A 21,736-nucleotide genomic window follows, 5' to 3' on the forward strand; every position below is an offset into this window, starting at 1 on the left:
TATTCATAGTTGGTATTTTTTAATAGTATATCATTCTGATAATTAGCCCACAACATAGATTTCCCAGTTGTGGGCCAGTTATTTAATGTTTATGGATTAAGGGTAACGGAAACATTATCAATATTCATTGTTACGCTACAACCGCTAACAGCTCCACAAACTGTTTCTATCAAGAATGAAATTCCTTCTGAAACGTCAGTTCCTCCAGGAATTTCGAAAGATCCTGTATATGTTGTCCATGAAGTACCCAAAGCCGGCCCTGGATTTAATACTTGGGTAAACGAAGCACCACTGGCACCTTCTCCAAATAAAATTACATTAACAGCTGCTCCAGGTTGTACCACGGTTCCGATATGGTCAAACTGAATTTGTACAACATCTCCAGCAGCAACTGTACCAGCTCCAATTCTTTCTTGTTTGAAAGCAGGGTTGCCACCGCTATCTCCAACTGTTAGCTTTCCTGACCAAGTACCTCCATTACTGGTTGTGTTATCCAATGCAGCGGTTCCACCGTTTTGGAAGATGAACCATCCTGTATCGTCTCCTGTTTCAAAATCACCATTGGTAGCTAGTTCTCCACTAGCTCCACCTCCGCCTCCGCCACCGGAAGTTGCGACCTGTTCTATGTCATCGATATAGAATGTCCCAGCTGTTGTGCCTGGCCCATCAATGAACAGTACCAATGTGGTAAACTGGTCAGATGATGTGAAATCAAAGGTAAGTTGCTCCCATCCGGTACCCCCATGGTTTACAGGTGTTTCAATGGGTGCGACAGCTCCTTCAAACTTAAGCAGTACGGGCAGTGCCACGGTTGAATAGACCTTCATGGTTATGGATTTGTCGGTAGAGAAGTCCACCGGTGTGTCCAAAGTAAATGCACCGCCTTCGAATGCACCACCAGCGTTTACAATTTCCCCAACCTTGGAGGCCACGGAATTAACTCCTGATAGTTGAGGATTGTCAATTACGCTATAGGAAGCTCCGTTGAAAGTGACAAAATCATAAGTAAGGCTTTCGCAATCAAAGTCGATGGGTAATTCCAGCATGGTATCGGTACATACCGTTCCACCTCCAGTTGGCACCTGTTCTATGTCATCGATATAGAATGTTCCAGCTGTTGTGCCTGGACCATCTATGAACAATACCAATGTGGTGAACTGGTCAGATGATGTGAAGTCAAAGGTAAGTTGCTCCCATCCGGTACCACTATGGTTTACGGGTGTTTCAATGGGTGCTCCGGCTCCTTCAAATTTCAGTAAAACAGGCAGTGCTACTGTTGAATAGACCTTCATGGTTATGGATTTGTCGGTAGCGAAGTCTACCGGTGTGTCCAAAGTAAATGCACCACCTTCGAAGGCACCACCAACGTTTACGATTTCCCCAACCTTGGAGGCCTCGGAATTTACCCCTGATAGCTGAGGGTTGTCCACTACGCTATATGATGCACCGTTGAAAGTAACAAAATCGTATGTTATGCCTTCACAATCAAAGTCCATAGGAAGTTCCAGCATGGTGTCAGTACATACCATTCCACCGGAAGTTGCGACCTGTTCTATGTCATCGATATAGAATGTTCCAGTTGTTGTTCCTGGCCCATCTATGAACAGTACCAATGTAGTGAACTGGTCAGATGATGTGAAATCAAATGTAAGTTGCTCCCATCCTGTACCACCATGGTTTACGGGGGTTTCAATGGGCGCACCAGCACCTTCAAACTTCAGCAGTACGGGCAGTGCCACTGTGGAATAAACCTTCATGGTTATGGATTTGTCGGTAGAGAAGTCCACCGGTGTGTCCAAAGTAAATGCTCCGCCTTCAAATGCTCCACCAGCATTTACAATCTCTCCAACTTTTGAAGCTTCGGAATTTACCCCAGATAGCTGAGGGTTGTCCACTACACTATAGGAAGCTCCGTTGAAAGTAACAAAATCGTATGTTATGCCTTCACAGTCAAAGTCTATTGGTAATTCCAACATGGTATCCGTGCATACCACAGGAGGTGTTTCAATTTGAACAATGTCATCCAAGTAAAAAGTACCAGCTGTTGTACCTGGACCATCTACAAATAGGGTTATTCTAGAGAAACTATCTGAAGAAGTAAAATCAAAAGAGAGTATTTCCCAACCAGTACCACCATGACTAACAGCTATTTCAGTATCCGCTCCGGTACCTTCTTCTAATTTTACTAAAACATCAATAGCAGCTTCTGACCAGAAGTTCATTTGGATAGTCTTATTTGCAGTAAGATCAATAGCAGTTCCTAGATTAAAGAAAATACCTTCGAATGCTGCCCCAATATTTGTCACTGCACCTACCTGTGATGCTTGGTCATTTGATCCCCCTGGCGCTGGGTTGGCAACAATTTCAAATGCAGCACCTGTAAATGTACCTATGTCGCTATAATCCACATTAGCGTCATCAAACGTAATGGGTACCATGATAGGGTCAGGTATAGTAATGGTGAGTTCGTCCTCAAATGCACTTGAAGCACCAGCAACGTTTGATGCGGATAGTGTAACTGTATACGTACCAGAAGTATACGTTTTTGTTGGGTTTATTTCGGTAGATGTTGTACCATCTCCAAAGTCCCATTCATAAGAATTGGCATTTTCAGATATGTTGATAAACGACACCGTACCTGAATTTGGAATAACTGTTTGTGTAAATTTTGCGATAACTTCTGGAAGTAAAGTTCCTTCATCATCGTCTTCGCATCCTAGAAAAGATATTGCCAAGAATAGTATTGGGATTATCTTAATGTTTTTGAGTAATAGTTTCATTGTATTGTTGAGTTAGTTTAGTTATTAAATAATCTTTCGTCAAATTCATAGACTCGAACGTAGTCAATCAGCATCGTTTGTGGAAATTGTGTCTCGGCATTAGGGGAACCCACAAAAGTGCCGCCAACCGCTAGGTTCATAAGAATATAGAAGGGTTTGTTAAAAACCCATACCCCTTCGCCATCCGTTTCTTCATCGACATCTTCCGGGGTAATTTGATTGTAAAGGACATCATCAACATAATAATTGACAAAATCTGGACCCCACTCAATTCCGAAAATGTGAAAACCTGTATCAAAGCGGTCATTCTCCAATATATATTCCTTGGAAATGGCATCACCACCACTGTAGCCGGGGCCATGAACACTTCCTATGAGAACGGTAGGTTCCTGTCCGCGGTACTCCATGATATCTATCTCTCCTGCTCCAGGCCATGGATTTTCATCAATATCAGCTCCCAGCATCCAAAATGCCGGCCAAATACCTTGTCCAAATGGTAAACGAATACGAGCTTCAAAGCGCCCATACTGTTGTTCGAACAAATCTTTGGTCAGTAGCCTGGCGGATGTATACTGAGAACCTTGAAAAGATTCTTCTTGGGCCGTTATTAACAATACCCCATTTTGTATCGTTACATTTTCAGTACGGTCTGTGTAGTACTGCAGTTCATTATTTCCCCATCCATTTTCTCCGGTTCCGATATCGAATCCCCAAACCGCTGGGTTTGGTGCTCCATCCGTATTAAATTCCTCAGAAAGGACTAGGTTTGTCGATTTTGCCACAGTTTGTTCATCGTCGGTTTCGCAACTATAAAAGGCGGCGATTGCTGCAAAGCATATATATGTTAGAACTTTTGCCTGCAGTGTTCCAACGTGATTAAAATTTATTTTCGTTATCATTTTTTTTCTATTAACTGTCCGTATTATTCCGTAAAAAAGTAAATATTGTCAAATATGAAATCGGGCCCCTCAGTAAGTATAAGCGCACCCAAGTTGTTTTTCTGGGTGGCAAGGTCACCCCCCAAGGGTATGTCGAACGATGTCCATTGACCGACGGTCAATCCTGTTAAGTCAAACCTAAAATCCACATCGTCTCCTTGTGGAAAACCATTAGTGGTATTGGTCTCTAATTCTTGGTTGGCCCCAATATCCCTAATTTGAAGACCTATCTCAACCCCGGCGCTCTGCACATAAACATCTATATGTAAAAATGTTAATTCAGAAGCGTCCACCGTATTATCGAAAGTGATACCAGTAAAATTATTATTGGTGTAAGCCAACACATTGTCACCATTATTGTTTGTTAGAACAGTTTCTGTAGTAGATCCTCCAAAACTGGGAGCAAAATTGATGGGTGTATCCGCTGTATATGCCTCACTGAAAATTGATTTCACGTTGGCGGCCGGTCTTGTTGGGGTTGGAGCTAACGCTAAACTACCAGTAGAGGTAACTTCCAAGGAGCCCGAAGCACGAACTCCTGCCAACTGTGCGGTAATATTTGCAGTACCTGTACCAATAACCGAAACTTGACCTAGTTCGTTCACGATGGCCACGGAATTATCCGAAGAATTAAAATCGAAATAAGATGGTGCCGCAATTACTGTTTGGTTAATCCCAGATTCCAAATTATAGGTCTGAGCCAACCCAGTAACCAGCAGGTTGGATCCAGTAAAGGCCTGTTGTACAACATCCACCCCGTTTAAAATAGCCGGACTTGGTTGCGCTATCGTTCCCAATTTTTCAAAACGTAATTCATCGATCCAAAAAGTGTACCCAAAACCATTGGTAGTTTGTGTCCCTGCAGAGAAAAAGAACATTCCCCTTTCCCGTATCAATTTTGACGGATCTGGAATAGGAATGATAACTTTTCGCCAATCCGTAGATAAGCGTATATTCTGGGCAGTTACAGCAAATTTGTTTTCCCCAAAATCAGTTCCAAAACCTACTTCTCCAATTGTAGCAGTTGTAGAACCCTTTGCATAAAAGGTCAAAGCATCAAAACCAGTCAGGTTTCTACCATCACCCCGATCAAGGAAAATGCCTCCAATAAATCCCCCATCTGGGTCATCTGGAGCGGGCACATCAATTCGTATAGAGGATTGCCCTTCAAAAGCAACGTTATCATCAGTACCAAAGCCTTCGGGATTAGCACCTTCATTTGGATCAAAAGAATCAAAGAATTCATCCGTAAGTCCTACAGGGGCATCTGTAAAAATGTCTCCAGAGGTAGAAAATGTGGCAAATTCCACATCATCTGAAAATTCTCTTTCGCAACTACTGAAAAGAGCAATGCCCAAAGTCAGAAGAAGTATAAAATGTACGTTGGTATATTTTTTATTTTTCATTTTTCAATCTTTTTATTTACCGATATTGATGTGTACATATGTCATAATTTCCCACTCGTTCCCATTATCAAATCCAACCGGACTTACTATAGGTTCTTGTGAAAAAGTATTGGGCGGTACCGCGTTTGGCAAATAGCGCGGTGAAAACTCATTTAATGACCTCCATGTACCACGTATACCTATTTGGGTACTGGGCAAAATAAACCAGTCAGGCTTACCTAGTGTAGTGGAGATATCTAACATCAATTGTACTGGGTACGTTAAGTTAAAATCTCGATGGTAATCAAATGGTCCCCAATCGTTGATTTTTTGCGTGTACTGTACTTTCCATTTTTTATAAAGCATTCGGATGTCTCCACCAAAACGTTTTATCAATCGATCACTATCTCCGTTAGCCTGCCCGTTGCCATAGTAAAAATTCCCAATAATTCCTATGTCGGAATTGATTTTGGACACCATTCTGGAATGGACTTCCCATAAGTCTTGAGCTGGTGCAGAGTTTGGGAAAGCAAAGAAGGTCCTGTCGGCGTTGAAACCAATATGTGAATCCATAGTGGTTGGCAGGTGGCGATATACAAATCCTAGATTCATGGCGAATTTGGCATCCTCCGATCTGTCGTTATCCCACTCGTACATCCAAGTACCTGGGGTAGGGTCGAAAGTAAAGAGAATCTCACCGGCAGTGGTCTCTCTGTTGCTTCGAACGGAAAAGGGATCATCAAGATTGTTTCTTAACCTGCCAGGGCCCTGTACATCTTGTGGCATAGCATCTACCAATGGTTTTTGCCACATGAAATTAGGAGCAATCTGAAAATTTCCTGCAGCGATGGTAAATCCAGAAAATACACTGGTTACATTACCACTTCCCGTATCCCTTAATTTCCAACCGGTAAAAGTCATCGTCTGGTCAGCACCACCATTGGCGGCAATTCCCATAATTGCCCCTTGACCGTACCAATTGAATTTTCCACCTTCATAGGTAAGCTTAGCTTTACCGCCCCAGTTGTCACTTGATTGAATCCTATCTTCAAAAACGACATAATTTCCAGGCGTACCCCTGACATCTTGAAATGAAGTGCCGTTTAATGGGCTTCCAGCCCAAATTCCTCCGAGCATAACTCCAAATTTGCCGAACTCCCTTTCAATAGCTAATGTGGCCCTTTCGGTCGGCCAAAATGGGATTACACCACTTCGTACTTGATTTGCATCCAAGACCCGACGTCCACTTTCGTCAAAAACAATTTCAGTTTTAAAATCTCGGTGGTAAATACCGGTAACGTCGAACTTTCCAATGTGCTTTTGGTATTTAAAGAGCATTGTAGGGTTGGCTCCCCACCACAATTGTGGTCCAATAGCGGCCTTTAGTCCCTTTAGAGGGCCTTTACCGTCAATTTCCATTCCTAGTATTTCACCATTATAGATGTCTAAGTTTGGCCCATAGTTCGCTTCAGGATATAAACCAAAAAAGTCACCTTCATAACCCCAATGATAATGGCCAGTTCTGTAGAAACCTTTTAAGTCAAATTCTTTTGCGTTCCACTCAAACTCAGCTTGATAGACAGCTACCCTATTATTGTCTGGCAATACTATATCTCCTTCTGGTGAACTTACCGTGATCGGTCTAGCTCTATTTTCGTAGAATATTTCATTAATAGGATTTTGGGCTACATTTCCAACTACATTGAAATTAACCTCTGCTCTCATATTTGGGGCTGGATTACCTTCCACACCTATGAAATAAGATTGCATATGATCAAACCCCAGTTGATTTGGAAATGTATTAGGGTCGTCTGGATCAGCATTTTCTGGTGTTGTGATCAGACTACCACCTGTACTGAATGTTGAGAACTTGGCTTGAAGGTTGCTGATGCGAAGTAAGTTACTTTGTTCACCTGTCAATGCTGCTTTATCACCACGCGCCCTGAGCACTGCATCCATTAATTGTATATTACTAAAATGATTGTTTACAAAGTCAAGATCTATATCTTCGTCATATGGGTTTAGCTGATGGGCATCCTTTAATGCGTAATATGCAGCACGAGGGTAGAGATCGTATAACCCTCTTGGGTTGGTAGCGCCTTTAGCGCAAATCCCAAACCATTCCTCGTTCATATTGTTTGCTCCTGGATAGGCTAAGTCTCTGGCGTATCCACCATTGGACCAAGAAGCATTGTTATCATGTACATCTGCATTTTCTCTGTCATCGAAACCAAACTTCCACCAACCATCACTAAATTGGAAAGTGAAACCTCCAATTGAATTATCGGATTTCCCCAGACCTGCTGCATTTTGATAGATTTCTTTCCAGTTTTCTACCATATAATAAGCTTGTGAGAATTGGTCTTCTTTATTTTCAATGGCATTGAAAGCATCAGCTCCAAATTCCGTGAACATTACAGGTTTGTTAAGCTTGTCCTTTACAACTTGGAACATATCCCCGAAAGAAGCCCCACGATAGGTATTGGTACCATAGATGTCTACATCTGTACATTCTTCGGCAACGATATCAATAAATAAAACATCACCATTACAAATAGCTACAGGATGCGAAGAATCCATGGCTTTCATTTTTTTGGCGGCCTCGTTCATTAATCGATACATAGGTCTTCCTCGACTTTCACCTATAAAATTTATTCTTCCTTCATCGTCTGGAAAATCTTCGGTTTCAGCACCTGCCCAGAACAATCCGTAGTTATTTTCATTGCCCAATAGGTATAGTAGTAGCCCAGGAGTGTCTTTATAACCCTCGACCAACTCTTCCATTTCAGACATTAGAAATTCTACTGTAGTAGGGTCATCATAAATGGTTACAGGAGTCCAGACACCATTCAATGTAAGCCCATAACGACCGAAGGAATGGTTAAGCATTGTGTAGATGCCATAATTCTCATAGATATACCGTATCCATTTGGCTGGGACACCCGTGTATTGACGAATAACGTTAACGCCCATGTTCTTTAAGAGTGACATTTCTGTGTCCAGTCCCGCCTTGATAATGTCATCTGATTTTTTCCAGAATGCTGCGTTCACTGTGTTGGTGCCAATTGGAATGTAGTCCCAGTTCATTCCATTGATCATGAAATCCTTTCCGTTGACAACCAATTTTGTTCCATCATCATTATTTACAACAGTAACCTTGTCGGCTTGAGCATAGATGCCAGTTGTAAACAATAAGAGTAGTAATCTCAGTAAATTGTTTTTCATAGTAGAGTTTAGTTTTAGTTTGATGTTAGCTAAAGAGAAGTAATTATGTATTGATTTGATAAAACAAAATGTTTTGAAGAATTGGGGGAACTCCTGCTTTTTGCGAACGGTTAAACTTATCTTAAAAAAATATGAAGTCCATAAAAAACGCCTCAACAAAAAATATACATCATAAAAAAAATGTACTTTTTTTACGAAATCAATAAAATCCCTTTGTTTTAGGGGCTTTCAACAAGATACCTGTATTGCCAATTTTAGTCAAAACATGGGCTTGTATAGGTATTGTTGAGGTGTAATTGGAAAGATGTAAAGAAATTTATAGTTTAAGGATGTAGTTTACTAAGTTATCATCATGGGATAAGTCCATTTTTTTACGAAGTCGATACCTTTTTATCTCCACACTTCTTGGAGAAATGTTCAATAATGGTGCTATTTCTTTAGAGGATAAGTTTAAACGGAGGTATGCACACAAGCGTATATCATTTGGTGATAGATTTGGGTGTGCCTTCTTTAATTTCTTTAAAAATTTTCTGTCAGCATTGTTGAAGGCTTCCTTAAATAATTCCCAATCATCATTCTGATTAAGACTTTTATCAATAATGGTAATTATTGGCTTTACAGAATTTTTATCCTCTACATTTGATATGAGTTGTTCTTTGACCTTTGATAACAGTTCGTTCTTTTTTATTATACTCAACGTTGAAGCCGCGAGCTCATTGCTTTTACTTTTAAATTCTTCCTTAAGTTGTTCATTTTTTATTTTTATAATTTCTTTTTCATTTTGAGCCTTGGCAAGCTCCATATCACGTTTGTTCTTTTTAATTAGTGCTTGTTGACGTTTGTGATAGTATCTTCTATATAAAGTGTGGATAAGGATTGAACCTAATATTGCGGTTATCGCATAGAGCACCAACATTAGATTTGAGAAATACCAAGGTCTTGCAATTTTAAAAGAATACATGGCAATGTTGTCAGAAATCTTATCTCCAATTTTTGCCCTTACCTTAAAAGTATATTCACCAAAGGGAAGGTTTTCAAAGGTAGCTGTTGATTCTTCTGACCAGTCACTCCAATTTGGATAGATCCCTAAAAGCTGAAATTGATAGTTAGGCTTTAAATATTTGATGTAATTGGCCGCGAAAAAAGATATTTCTAGATTGTTTTCACTGCTTTCAAAACTACCTTTCACATTTTTACTTAATAGGTTTTTTTCATTTTTGTTTGTGTTTTTTCCTGCTTTTCTAATACTTCCCATATTTACCATGAAATCCTTTTCACGGAAATCATCTATAGCAATGGTCACATACCCAGAACTAGTTCCAAACAAATATTTCCCATCTTCGTCTAAGGCTGAAACGCTTTCATATCCAACAATTCCACTGCGTATGTTTTTGGTAAGTGGAATAGATTTAATAATCGGGGTATTAGATAAGTTTCCATGGGATATAAAACTAATGTTGGAATTTGTAAACACCCACAAATAGTCATTCTTATTATCCACTGTCATTTTACCAGATAGATATTCTCCCTCTGTATAAACTTTACTCAGAATACTATCTTTAACAAACTGTCTATCTCTTTTATCATATCTTAAAATTCCTTTGTTAAAGGAATAAAGCAAGTCGTCTTTATACTTGACCATTCCAGAATTGGAACCTTTTAGCAAAGTGTCTATGGACACTTTTTTTGCTTTGGAAAAAGCATTATCAGTTTCAATTTTAAAAACACCTTTGTATTCATGGTTTACAAAAATATCCTCTCCTAAAGTCTCAAAATAACGTGAGGAATGGTTAAATCCCTCAATTTTGTTTTTAATATGCCACTTATCATTTAATTTTTCCAAAACATAAAGGCCATCATAATTTCCTTGTAAGAGCAGATTGGGATTGCCATTTAAATCGCTTATGTTCCATGTGCCCTGAATATCTGCTATTTTTATTGCTTTATTTTGCTCAACGATAAATGTACCGGTATGGTGGCCACAGAAAAGGGTTTGTCCAATCAAGTTCAAAGACCATACTTGGCCTTGTGTACCGTTGATTAGATTAAAGTCACCTTCACTATTGATTTCCTTATAAAATAACCCCTGATTTGTTCCTAAATACAAGTTGTTGTTGTTAATAACGGAGGCATACACACTTCCTGCAACTCCTTTGTTGTCATGATATACTTTGAATGCGGATTTAAGGTTTAAATAACTAATTCCGTTATCCAGCCCTAGCCAAATGTTATTGTCAACATCTTCGTATATCGATAAAACTGTATTGTTGCGTAACCCCTTTATTTGATCTATATGATATATCAAATTCCCATTTTTATCCAAATAAATTAAGCCATGGGAGATAGTGCCCAAAACGAAGCTTCCATCGATTAACTCTAAAGCACTGTATGTACTTACATTGGATAAAAAAGCATCCGCACTAATATTCCATTTATTAATTAAATCATCTTGAATTTTATAAAATCCATTGTGACGGGTAAGAACAAGCAAACCTCCTTGGTGCTGAAAAATATTGATAATTTCATCTTCTTTAAAAGGACTGGCATCATAGATCAAAATATCTTTGCCATTTTCAATCTTAAAGATTCCTTTATTAAGTTTTTGGAAATAAATACTTTGGTTGAGGTTAAATATTTTGGGCAAGGAAGTGTCAGAATCAATAGACCTAACTGAATTGTCAGTTAAATCGTAGATGTAGACTCTATCCAAAGATTGAAACACAACCCATCTATCCATATCCAAAATGTTCCAGAACTCCTCATCTTGTTTAAAATCATTCTTTATTTTTTTTGATAAGGAAGTGTATTGAAGCATGCCGAAATCATCTTTTTGCCAATACCCAAATTCCATATAGCATCCAGTATATATTTTATCACCTACAACTTTAACAGACCGGATTATTGTTTCGTTGGGCGAGGGAAAGAGCGTCCATTTAGCGCCATTAAATTCTAATAATCCTTTGTTGTTGGCAAAATAAATTACTTTATCTCCAGCTTGTGAGATAGCCCAATTTTGACTTTCAGCTTTATAGTCAGAAGGGGAGTAGTTTTGGATAGGGGGCAACTCTTGTGCTAACACTGTCGCGCCAATGAACAAAGAAATTAGGACTAATATTTTCTTGGTAGTATTCACTTAAGTTTAGCTTAGATAGTATAAAAGCGCCAACTAATTACTAACAATCAATTGGCATAACATGATTAAGAACATTTGTTGGTCAAGTAATTTTAATTGCGGACAACTATTCCCTTTTCATGCAGTTGAAAATTAAGCAAAATGATTGTAATGAAGCAGAAACATTAATTATTTGTTAGTTTTAAGATTGCAAAACTGCGGATTTTATAAAAGTCATAAATTCTATATACATGTATTGATGGTTACACTCTTTATATGAATTAACTTTGTGTGTATAGACCAATAACCAAACCTTTAATTTTTTTCTTGTCTGAAAAATGAGCGAATTTTTTAAAGCCGAATTAAAAGATCGTTTTTTAGAATATGCCTTGGAGCGTAGCGACTACTTTGAAATTCAATCCCTTTATGATGAATATTTACGTCCTAATTATAGCTTGCAGTTTGTTGAAAAATTGATTAAAGAGATTAGGGGCTACGATGACAGTTTATTGGATATTATGAGTGGGAATGGTGCGGAAATCTTTATGATGGCTTCCACACCGAGCACGCAAGATTTTTTAAATGAAGGGGGATTCATGGGAATGTTTGTCAAAGAGGAGGAAAAATGGGACACTTTTGTGGAACAGCTCTCGAGTACCCGGAAACTTGCCAACGGAAAAAAAACGAATCAGGGTAGGACGGGAAGGACATCCCGTGGACGTGAAAAAACCATGTTGTTTACTTTGATTTTTGCAGTGGCAATAAGTTTTTTGTTCACTCTTTTCAGTATTTTAAAAGGTATTTTTTTTGATTCCAATGCAGTATCAAAAAGTGATTTGGAGGAGAAATTATATCAAATGCAGCTACAAAATGCGCATAAGGAAGAATTACTAAGAACTGAGATCAAAGAATTGAAAAGTCAAATTAAAGCAAGAGATTCAGCAAGTTCCAAAGGCAATTAGTTCCTATACTTCTTCTGTTAAGACCCCAAACCGATAAATACAAGTTGATTTGTAGACCTCATCAGGTTGTAAAATAGTGCTGGGGAAGTTTAGGTTATTGGGAGAATCTGGGAAATGCTGGGTTTCTAGGCAAAATGCTCCTCTGTCTTCATAATATTTTCTTTTCTTACCCTTTATTCCTAAATAATTACCGCTGTAGAATTGAATGCCAGGTTCATTGGTGTATACTTCCATGGTTCTTCCAGATTCTGGTTCCACTACTTTTGCAGCAAAAATGAGGTCATCATCTCTTTTTGATGAAGTGTCCAAAACAAAATTATGATCATATCCATTGCCAAATTCCAGTTGCTCATTTCTTGTTTTAATATCTCTTCCAATGGGTTTAGGCTCTAAAAAATCAAAAGGAGTGCCTTGTACACTTTCTAAGGAGCCGGTTGGTATGATGTGTTGGTCTACAGGTGTAAAACTGTTGGCATTTATGTGCAAAATATGCCGGTCTACAGTACCGTTTCCGGCGCCTTTTAAATTAAAATAGGAATGATGCGTAAGATTAACGGGAGTGGCCTTATCAGTTTTTGCTTTATATTCAATGATTAACTCGTTGGTGTCATTTAGCTTATAGGTTACTTCACAAAACAAATTGCCTGGGTAGCCCTCTTCACCATCTGGTGAAACACCACTAAAATGAATTTCGCCTTCACTTACCTGTGTTGCATCCCAAACTACACTTCCAAAGCCATTCTTACCTCCATGGAGATGATTGCCTCCTTTATTCTTGGTCAGTCGGTGAGTAGTTCCATTTAGGGTAAATTCACCCTGTGCTATGCGATTTCCATACCTGCCAATTACTGCTCCAAAATATTTTCCTGGACCATCAAAGTATTCGGGCAGGCTAGAGAACCCCAAGACTATATCATCAAAGTTTCCCTGTTTATCCGGAACATGCAGTGATATTATTCGTTGGCCATAGTTTGAAAAAACAGCGTTAAGGCCGTTTTTGTTTTTAAGGGTAAACAGTTGGGTGTTTTTTCCGTCAATGGTCAGCTCAAAATCCTTGGAACTTAAATTGCTCAATTTTCGTTGTATTTGTATTAGTTCTGTTTGGGATATTCCCAGACCTATAGATGATGTTTAATAATTTTTACCGCTTGTTCGGCAGTAATATCCCTTTGGGGAGATCCAAACATTTCATAACCTACCATAAACTTTTTTACGGTGGCACTTCTAAGCAATGGTGGATAAAAACTCATATGCCAGTGCCAATGCTCGTTTTTTTCACCATTTGTTGGAGCCTGATGAATTCCGCTTGAATAAGGAAATGAACAATTGAAAATTTGGTCATATGCCTTTGTAATGGTAGAGATGGCATCTGCAAAACCGACTTCTTGATCATTGTTCAAAGTACCGATGTTCTTTTGATGTTCTTTTGGAATTATCATGGTTTCAAAAGGCCAAACGGACCAAAAGGGAACCAATACCACGAAGGCATCATTTTCATAAATAATGCGTTCTTTTTTTTCAATTTCCTGCTTTAGGTATGACCCTAAAAGGGACCTATTATTTTTCTTAAAAAAATCTTTTTGGGAGGAATCCTTCTTGACAATTTCGTTGGGCAGGTTGGATTGGCTCCATATCTGACCATGTGGATGCGGATTGCTACAACCCATAACTGCTCCCTTATTTTCAAATATTTGGACGTAATTAATAAATTCAAGGCTTCCCAGGTCAATGTACTCTTTCTTCCAAGTCTTAACCACTTTTTCAATTTCCTCTACCTCCATTTGGGCCAGACTTTTACTATGATCCGGACTAAAGCATATTACCTTGCATATACCCTGTTCTCCCTCTGCCAACAACAACCCATCTTTGAACTGGTCTTTTTTTGAACTTTTCTGCAATGCTGCAAAATCATTATTAAAGACAAAGACATCATCATAGTTTGGATTAATTTCTCCGTTTGCCCTCTTGTTTCCTGAACATAAGTAGCAGGATGGATCATACTTCGGTCTAATCTCATTGTTTACTTCCTCCTCCTGACCTTGCCAAGGTCGTTTTGCCCTATGGGGAGATACCAAGACCCATTCCCTTGTTAAGATATTATACCTTCGGTGTGGATGTTCGCTTAAATTAAGATTCATTAATATTTTTTTTGATGATTGATGTACCTTGACTAGGCACGCATATGAAAGAAGATAATACTATGCCGAAATTTTCCTTATAGGCTTTGGCTACTTTTTCTACAAAATTGTCCACTGAATCTTTGTGAATTAAGTTTAGTGTACATCCACCAAAACCACCACCCATCATTCTGGCTCCCAAAACATCTTTTTTAGATTTTGAAAAGTCCACTAAAAAATCTAATTCGTCGCAGCTAACCTCATATTTTTTGCTTAATCCTTGATGGGATTCATAAAGAAGTTCCCCAAATCGCACAAAGTTATTTTGTTTTAGCGCTTCCTTAGCGTTAAGTACCCTTTTATTTTCCTCAAGAACATAGCTACATCTTCTATAGCATATATCTCCTAGTTCTTTTTTGCATTCATCAATCATAGTAAGACTTATGTTTCTAAAGGATTTTTCGACCTTAAATCGTTTGGAGATTAAAGTAAGTCCCGAAGCAGTTTCTTCACGTCTTGTATTGTATCCACTAGTAGCAAGGTTATGAGCCACATTGGTGTTCAGCAATAAAATTACGTAGGGATCAATTAGTGTAGGTATATATTCAAATTCTAGTGATTGACAGTCCAAAAGCATGGCATGGTCTTTTTTTCCAAAAAGAGAAGCAAACTGATCCATAATGCCACATTTTGTACCTACAAAATTATGTTCAGCTTGCTGGCCTATCTTGGCAAGTTGCCATTTATTCAAACCTAAATCAAACAGCTCATTCAAACCAAAAGCAAGTCCACATTCTAAAGCTGCAGATGAGCTTACACCAGAACCAACAGGAACATTGGTCTCCATTTCGCAATCAAAGCCCTCAATTTTCCCAGTAATTACTTGTAGTTCATTTATAACCCCTAAAATATAGTTGTGCCATCCTTCGGTTCCTGGTTTTAGGTTATTAAGGTCTGCGACTAAATAACTATCAAACCCTTTGCTCTTAACCTTAAATATGTTTTTTGTACCATTGATTTTGAACGTCATAGTAATACATTTATCTATGGCCGCTGGAAGAACAAGCCCGTCGTTGTAGTCAACATGTTCTCCTATAAAATTTATTCTTCCAGGAGAGGATATGGTTATTTCACTAATTTTCTTTGTCATTTCCATTTTTATTTTATGACCTAAACTTTTAAAGTAACAGAGTGTTGCGTTGTTATTTTCCGGTAGAGAAGCTTATATGCATAGAAAAAATACTAAGGGTAAGACATGTATTTGCTTTTCAAATATCATTAGGTGTAATTGTAATTAGTTCTCTTTGGTCAATGGTTTGGCATTCTCAATATATCCTACCGGGCGACACCTTTCGCTAAGACTTTTACCTTCTCCCAATTCTTTTTCAAAAGTATCAAAGTATTTTACCATTTGTGTTGTAATAGCTGGATATTCGTCAATCACGTTTTTGGTTTCTCCAATGTCAGTTTTTAGATTATGCAACATGCTGACCCCATCTCTCTTAGAATATTTCCAGCTACCGTACCTCACAGCCTGCAGTTCATTGGCTTGATAATAATAAAATGACTTTGGCGCCGGAATATCTTTCTTTTTATTCGTCAAAACGGGCCAGATATTTTCACCATCAATTACCCTGTCTTGAGGAATTTCAGCCCCCGCAAGATGTGCAAATGTGGGTAGCAAATCCATACTTGTCAAAACTTCATCCGATTCTGAACTTGGTGGAATTTTACCTGGCCACCAGGCCAATGAAGCCATACGCATTCCTCCTTCAAAGGTATGCCCTTTTCTGCCTTTTAGAAATCCCGTACTTCCCATACCTCCTTTTGCCGGACCATTATCAGAGCTGAAAATCACCAAGGTATTTTTGTCTATTCCATATTCTCTTAGGGCATTCATAATTTCTCCTACCGAGTCGTCTATGGTGCCTATTGCCTCTGGATAAATTTGATCTCTTACATCGTATAAAACAGAGTCATTTTCTTGCAAGATGATTGATTGAATAGAGTCTGATACATGTTTCATCTGATTGGGAGAGGCGTACACAGGTCTATGGGGCAGGGGATGCGGAATGTAGAGAAAAAATGGTCTATCCTTATTTTCCGCTATAAAATCTATAGCCTTATCGGTAATTCGCTGAGTAAGATAATTCATATCAGGGTTAATTTCAATAACCTCTTCTCCTTCCAAGAGTGGGAGATCAGGAAAATTGAATTTCTTATTGTTTCTGTGCCAGGGATGGATGTCATGGCTATAGGGCAGTCCAAAAAACGCATCAAAGCCCTGTCGTGTGGGTAAAAATTCAGGTTGGTCCCCCAAATGCCATTTACCCATGATACCTGTTGTATAACCTTTTGTTTTCAGTATTTCTGCTATGGTGATTTCATCAGGATGCAAACCCTTACTATCTCCTGCCAAAAATACACCGTCAGCCATGTTTATCCTTTTAGGATAGCAGCCCGTCATTAATGCAGCCCTAGATGGTGTACATATGGGGGCTGCAACATAAAAGCTATTAAGCTTCATGCCTTCAGCGGCCATCTTATCCAAATGAGGTGTATTTACATGTTTTCCTCCGAAACAGCCAAGGTCTCCGTAGCCCTGATCATCAGTAAATATAATGACGAGATTAGGGTGTTCTTTTACTGTATCACCTTGTGGCACCAGTTTTTTGGAGCAACTGAATAGCGTTGAGAAAAGTAGTATTGTAATATATAAGTTAAGATTCTTTTTCATCATCCTTCAAATTGCTCATCTGCAAATCTGAATACATCGGAGCTTGTTCTGGCGTTCATTAGAATTTCTTTCATTTCCTTAAAAAGTTTGGGCTTCTCTTCTGCCAGATTGGTTGTTTCAGAAGGGTCATTTTCCAAATCGAACAACTCCAAAGTACTATTTTCTAAATTGCCAACCTGATAGTACACAAGCTTCCACCTTCCTTTTCGTATTGCTTTTCTTCCTCCTTTAGCATGAAATTCCCAATAGAGATATTTATGGTTTTTCTGAACTCCTTCATCCAAAAGTGTTGGGGCAAATGAAATCCCATCGATATTACCCACTTCCTCAAGACCAGTAAGTTCTGCCACAGTAGGCATTATGTCCCAAAATGCCGATACATGTTCCGAACGGGTGTTCGCCTTTATTTTACCTGGCCACATGGCAATCATGGGCACTCGAATTCCACCTTCGTATAAATCACGCTTATAACCTCTATAAATACCATTACTATCAAAGAAATCAGGATCGGCACCACCTTCCAAGTGGGGTCCATTATCGGAAGTGAATATCACCAAGGTATTATCCGCTATGCCCAGCTCTTCCAAAGTGGACATGATATCTCCCACACGATCGTCGAGGTGTGTAATCATGGCTACAAAAGCGGCATGTGATTCCGGCTGGGATTCGTAGCGTCCTTCTCGATAACCTGGCCCTTCATCATATCCTTTATATATTTTTTCCGGCTCGAATTTCCCCCGAAACTTTTCCATATATGGTTCTGGCGCAACAAGTTCCGCATGAGGCGCTACAGCTGCATAGTACATGAAAAATGGATTGTCCTTATTTTCGTGAATAAAGGTTTTGGCCTCCTTATGAATCAAATCTGGAGCATAAGCCCCTTTTGCTTGACCAAAATTTTCTGTTAAGGAATCAACCTCATTATTTCTCCATAGGTAACGCGGATAATAATGGTGTGCCAACCTTTGACAATTATATCCATAAAAGAAATCGAACCCTTGCTTAAGCGGTTCTCCTTCCGAACCGGGAAATCCAAGTCCCCACTTACCAAATGCGGCTGTTTTATAACCTCTGGCCTTAAGTACTTCTGGCAAGGTAGTCACAGAATCAGGCAAAGGATGTTGGCCTTCAGGTTTTATTTCTTTATTGCCACGAATTGGCGTATGGCCGGTGTGCATTCCCGTCATCAATGTGGACCTTGATGGTGCGCAAACCGTCGATCCGGAATAGTGCTGTGTAAAGAGCATCCCTTGAGCTGCCAGCTTATCGATATTTGGAGTTTTGAACTTTTGCTGTCCATAACAACTGAGGTCACCGTATCCCAAATCATCTGCCAGGATATAGATAATGTTGGGTTTAATGGGTTCTAATGTTTTGGTTGTTGTATTTTGTCTGCAGCTTAAAACAAGCAAGGTAAAAACTGCTAGTACAGAAAGTTTGAGATAATCCATCATTAGTTATTACTTTTTTAATTCTACTGGGTCGCGTTCTTGGGGATTTTTTAAGTTAGGTACTCTTTGATCTGTCCCAATGACATGGACGTCTCCAAGCTCAGCCCTAATTATATCAGCCTGCTTCTTTAATAGCGCTACCACCTCCGGATGCTTTACTACAACATTGACTTTTTCAGCAAGGTCATCTTCCAGATTAAAAAGTACATAATCCTCAAGGGTGATAAATCCTTTATCCACTTTTGGGTGTCCTGTCTTTGACCAAAAGGGCTGATCCGAAACTGTCCTTGGTAAGTGTAGCTTCCATTTTCCCTTACGTATAGCCTGTAGGTTGGTACCATTATAATAATAGGTGAATTCATGAGGTGATTCAGAGGTCTTTCCCTTCAATATATCCAGAATATTTTCACCATCTATTTTACGATCTTTAGGCAGATTCACTGCTGCAATATTACAGAAAAGAGGCATTAGATCCATACTTGACATTAGGGTACTTGAAGTTTGTCCTACTGGAATTTCATCAGGCCAATAGAAGATTCCAGGCACACGATGTCCCCCTTCCATAGTACAGTATTTTCCACCACTCAGTCCTCCGGTCTGTCCTTTGTATGTAGGACCATTATCGGAAGTGAATACCATAAGCGTATTATCATGCAGCTTTGCTTCTTCCAATGCCTTCATTATTCGTCCCGTACTGAAATCTAACTCCTGAACAAAATCACCATATTCGCCATATTCAGAACTTCCTTTGAAGCCTTCACTTGGTAAGAGGGGATTGTGCACGATGTGATGGGAAACATAAATAAAGAAGGGATGGTCTTGATTCTCGTTAATAAAATCGACCACTTTATCTGTATACGCTGAAGTAAGTATTTCACATGAGACCTCTTTGGCGACTGTATCTTTGTTATGATAAAGCGTATTGTCTACCCCGTAGTTACTTGGAATTCCAAGATACTCATCAAAACCGGCATCAAGGGGGTGCGACCCTTTCACTTCCATACCCAGATGCCATTTCCCAACCATTAGCGAGCGGTAGCCAGCTGACTTCAACAGCTCCGGAATTGTCAACTCCTCAGGTGCGAACCCATAATTCTTATACTTTGGAAATGCTGGTCTTGTTGCTACAGGGTACCCTGCTCTCATTGGATATCTGCCCGTAAGTAAAGCGGCACGAGAGGGGCTACATACATTGGCAGGAATGAAAAAGTCCGTGCTGCGAAAGCCTCCTGTAGCCAAAGCATCCAGGTTGGGTGTTTTGATCCCTTTAGCACCATAGCATCCGATATCTCCATAACCTAGATCATCAGCAAAAATGACAATGATGTTGGGTGGTTTTGGCTCAGCGTCTTTTTTTTCTTTTTTCGAAGTACAACTTGTGCATATTACAGCAAAAAGCACTACTAAAGTACAAGCAAATATTCCAGCTTTAGTTTTTATAATTGACGTCATTTCTTTGTTAGGTTTTCCTTCAATTCTCCTAACCGTGCATCCATCTTGGTTACAACATCAGGATATTCAGTGTAAACATTGTTGGTTTGATTTGGGTCAGCTTCTAGGTCATATAACTGAGCAGTAGGAATATCTTCTTTAAGCTTTCCATTTTCTATGTCACTATTCTTACCACCAACAAAAGCCACTCCGGCAGGGCCTCCCCAAGCATGGTGTTCGGGTTTAGAACCCGTAAATCCACCACTGCCCTTAGCAGGAATGTACATCCATTTTCCCTGTCTCAGTGAGAGGTTTTTAGGCCTCCATGGGGCTAGTAGAAGCTCCTCACGAACGCTTTCCTTTGTTCCCATGAAGACAGGTAAAACATTAATGCTGTTCTTGCTGTCCAACGACAGACTGTCTTCCTGATGGGTAAGCGCAGTAAAGGTTGCCAGCATGTCCACTGTTGAAATAAGCTGATTTGATACGGTGTTTTCTGGTACTTTTCCAGGCCATTTTACAATAAAGGGAACCCTGTGGCCTCCTTCCCATACACCAAACTTAAATCCGAGTAAATCTCCATTGATCTTGTGTCCTTTTTCTATGGCTATTCGTCCACCCAAGTTCAGCATGGCACCATTATCACTTGTGAAAATAATCATGGTGTTTTCAGACAAATCATTTTCTTCCAGAGACTTTACAATCTCACCTACCATCCAGTCCAACTCATGAATATAGTCACCATAAAGACCAGCTTGGCTAGTTCCCTTGAATCTTGGTGCTGGTGTAAAGGGATGATGGATATTGGTAGTTGCAAAATAGAGGAAGAACGGGTTTTCTTTGTTTTTTGAAATCCAGTCAGTGGCCTTTTCTGTTAAATAGGTTCCTGTCTTTTCATCATCGTAGAATTCATGGGCTTTACGTGCTCCGGAGAAAAGATTTGGACTTTTTTTTGATGCTTCTTTGGGGAAAGTTGGGGTAGGTGAGGGTTCTAAATCACCTTTATAGTTTCTGCCCAGGTAGACAAGGGGATCATTAAGGTCATGCCCAACTACTGTTTTATTTTCGACATAGACAAAAGGACTACCGCTGTTGACAAAAGGAATACCCCAATAGTAATCAAACCCCACTTCGTTTGGACCAGGTTCAAGAGGCACTTGCCAATCGTTCTTATCAGTTCCAAATCCTAAATGCCATTTTCCCAAACAGGCAGTTGCATAACCCTTTTTTTGAAATACTTTACCTATGGTCAGCGTGGAAGTATCAATAAGTAATTTTTCAAGCGTGCGCAAGGGCCCCCAACTATCCACTCGTATGGGATACTCACCCGTCAATAGTGCATATCTAGAAGGTGTGCAAACCGCTGAAGCCGTGTGCGCATCAGTAAACCTGCGACCTTGGGTGGCAAGCTTATCGATATTGGGCGTTTGGACTTTTGTGGCACCTTGGCAGCTCAAATCTCCATACCCCAAGTCATCGGCATAGATAAGGATAACATTGGGAGAATTTTTTTTGTCCCCTTTCGGGGTTTGGGCATGGCTGCTGTATGAAAGTGCCATCAGTCCAATAATTACAATTTTTGTTCTTACCATGATGAT

At 39.5% G+C, this 21,736-nt stretch carries 13 protein-coding genes; 1 reads left to right on the top strand and 12 read right to left on the bottom strand.

Going from position 1 to position 21,736, the window contains the following annotated elements; genetic code table 11:
- Positions 1 to 89: 89 nt before the first annotated feature.
- The 5 genes from AAY42_RS18630 to AAY42_RS17095 form a co-directional block, all read right to left on the bottom strand.
- Entirely contained in the window at positions 90 to 2,780 is a 2,691-nt protein-coding gene (locus tag AAY42_RS18630) for a carbohydrate binding domain-containing protein (protein WP_055397403.1), read from the bottom strand.
- A 17-nt stretch (positions 2,781 to 2,797) separates the two neighbouring features.
- Complete coding sequence (locus AAY42_RS17080; protein ID WP_082433497.1) at positions 2,798 to 3,679, bottom strand: glycoside hydrolase family 16 protein; 882 nt, start codon at positions 3,677 to 3,679, stop codon at positions 2,798 to 2,800.
- A 23-nt stretch (positions 3,680 to 3,702) separates the two neighbouring features.
- Positions 3,703 to 5,124, bottom strand: a complete 1,422-nt coding sequence (locus AAY42_RS17085; protein ID WP_055397405.1) for a hypothetical protein — start codon at positions 5,122 to 5,124, stop codon at positions 3,703 to 3,705.
- Positions 5,125 to 5,136: 12 nt separating this feature from the next.
- The gene (locus tag AAY42_RS17090; protein WP_055397406.1) at positions 5,137 to 8,328 is read right to left on the bottom strand and encodes a glycoside hydrolase family 2 TIM barrel-domain containing protein; all 3,192 of its coding nucleotides are present in this window, start codon (positions 8,326 to 8,328) and stop codon (positions 5,137 to 5,139) included.
- Between the two features lie 316 nt (positions 8,329 to 8,644).
- Positions 8,645 to 11,461 (bottom strand): helix-turn-helix and ligand-binding sensor domain-containing protein, encoded by a 2,817-nt coding sequence (locus AAY42_RS17095; RefSeq protein WP_139063763.1) that lies wholly within the window; start codon positions 11,459 to 11,461, stop codon positions 8,645 to 8,647.
- Positions 11,462 to 11,778: 317 nt separating this feature from the next.
- Between AAY42_RS17095 and AAY42_RS17100 the strand changes: the two genes are divergently transcribed.
- The gene (locus tag AAY42_RS17100) at positions 11,779 to 12,402 is read left to right on the top strand and encodes a hypothetical protein (RefSeq protein ID WP_055397410.1); all 624 of its coding nucleotides are present in this window, start codon (positions 11,779 to 11,781) and stop codon (positions 12,400 to 12,402) included.
- Positions 12,403 to 12,405: 3 nt separating this feature from the next.
- Here AAY42_RS17100 and AAY42_RS17105 read toward each other — a convergent pair whose 3' ends face one another.
- The 7 genes from AAY42_RS17105 to AAY42_RS17135 form a co-directional block, all read right to left on the bottom strand.
- Positions 12,406 to 13,476 carry an aldose epimerase family protein gene (locus tag AAY42_RS17105; protein ID WP_245625637.1) on the bottom strand — a complete coding sequence of 357 codons (1,071 nt, stop codon included), beginning with the start codon at positions 13,474 to 13,476 and terminating at the stop codon, positions 12,406 to 12,408.
- A gap of 44 nt (positions 13,477 to 13,520) precedes the next feature.
- Positions 13,521 to 14,540, bottom strand: a complete 1,020-nt coding sequence (locus AAY42_RS17110; protein WP_055397414.1) for a UDP-glucose--hexose-1-phosphate uridylyltransferase — start codon at positions 14,538 to 14,540, stop codon at positions 13,521 to 13,523.
- Positions 14,530 to 15,669, bottom strand: coding sequence for a galactokinase (gene galK, locus AAY42_RS17115; protein ID WP_245625638.1), 1,140 nt, complete (start codon positions 15,667 to 15,669; stop codon positions 14,530 to 14,532). The genes AAY42_RS17110 and galK overlap by 11 nt, the downstream gene beginning before the upstream one ends.
- Positions 15,670 to 15,813: 144 nt before the next feature.
- Positions 15,814 to 17,256 carry a sulfatase family protein gene (locus AAY42_RS17120; protein WP_082433604.1) on the bottom strand — a complete coding sequence of 481 codons (1,443 nt, stop codon included), beginning with the start codon at positions 17,254 to 17,256 and terminating at the stop codon, positions 15,814 to 15,816.
- Entirely contained in the window at positions 17,256 to 18,710 is a 1,455-nt protein-coding gene (locus tag AAY42_RS17125) for an arylsulfatase (RefSeq protein WP_055397420.1), read from the bottom strand. The genes AAY42_RS17120 and AAY42_RS17125 overlap by 1 nt, the downstream gene beginning before the upstream one ends.
- A 6-nt stretch (positions 18,711 to 18,716) precedes the next feature.
- Positions 18,717 to 20,159: a sulfatase family protein gene (locus AAY42_RS17130; RefSeq protein ID WP_082433501.1), complete on the bottom strand. Its 1,443-nt coding sequence runs from the start codon at positions 20,157 to 20,159 to the stop codon at positions 18,717 to 18,719.
- Complete coding sequence (locus AAY42_RS17135) at positions 20,156 to 21,730, bottom strand: sulfatase family protein (protein WP_082433503.1); 1,575 nt, start codon at positions 21,728 to 21,730, stop codon at positions 20,156 to 20,158. The genes AAY42_RS17130 and AAY42_RS17135 overlap by 4 nt, the downstream gene beginning before the upstream one ends.
- Between the last annotated feature and the right edge of the window lie 6 nt (positions 21,731 to 21,736).

Origin of the sequence: Flagellimonas eckloniae (assembly GCF_001413955.1) — a bacterium.
Taxonomy (GTDB): Bacteria; Bacteroidota; Bacteroidia; order Flavobacteriales; family Flavobacteriaceae; genus Flagellimonas; species Flagellimonas eckloniae.

What these genes read in the sequence shown, in the direction of transcription:
- AAY42_RS18630 (WP_055397403.1), bottom strand. Translation starts at nt 2,780, where the DNA reads ATGAAACTATTACTCAAAAACATTAAGATAATCCCAATACTATTCTTG.
- AAY42_RS17080 (WP_082433497.1), bottom strand. Translation starts at nt 3,679, where the DNA reads ATGATAACGAAAATAAATTTTAATCACGTTGGAACACTGCAGGCAAAA.
- AAY42_RS17085 (WP_055397405.1), bottom strand. Translation starts at nt 5,124, where the DNA reads ATGAAAAATAAAAAATATACCAACGTACATTTTATACTTCTTCTGACT.
- AAY42_RS17090 (WP_055397406.1), bottom strand. Translation starts at nt 8,328, where the DNA reads ATGAAAAACAATTTACTGAGATTACTACTCTTATTGTTTACAACTGGC.
- AAY42_RS17100 (WP_055397410.1), top strand. Translation starts at nt 11,779, where the DNA reads ATGAGCGAATTTTTTAAAGCCGAATTAAAAGATCGTTTTTTAGAATAT.
- AAY42_RS17110 (WP_055397414.1), bottom strand. Translation starts at nt 14,540, where the DNA reads ATGAATCTTAATTTAAGCGAACATCCACACCGAAGGTATAATATCTTA.
- galK (WP_245625638.1), bottom strand. Translation starts at nt 15,669, where the DNA reads ATGACAAAGAAAATTAGTGAAATAACCATATCCTCTCCTGGAAGAATA.
- AAY42_RS17120 (WP_082433604.1), bottom strand. Translation starts at nt 17,256, where the DNA reads ATGAAAAAGAATCTTAACTTATATATTACAATACTACTTTTCTCAACG.
- AAY42_RS17125 (WP_055397420.1), bottom strand. Translation starts at nt 18,710, where the DNA reads ATGATGGATTATCTCAAACTTTCTGTACTAGCAGTTTTTACCTTGCTT.
- AAY42_RS17130 (WP_082433501.1), bottom strand. Translation starts at nt 20,159, where the DNA reads ATGACGTCAATTATAAAAACTAAAGCTGGAATATTTGCTTGTACTTTA.
- AAY42_RS17135 (WP_082433503.1), bottom strand. Translation starts at nt 21,730, where the DNA reads ATGGTAAGAACAAAAATTGTAATTATTGGACTGATGGCACTTTCATAC.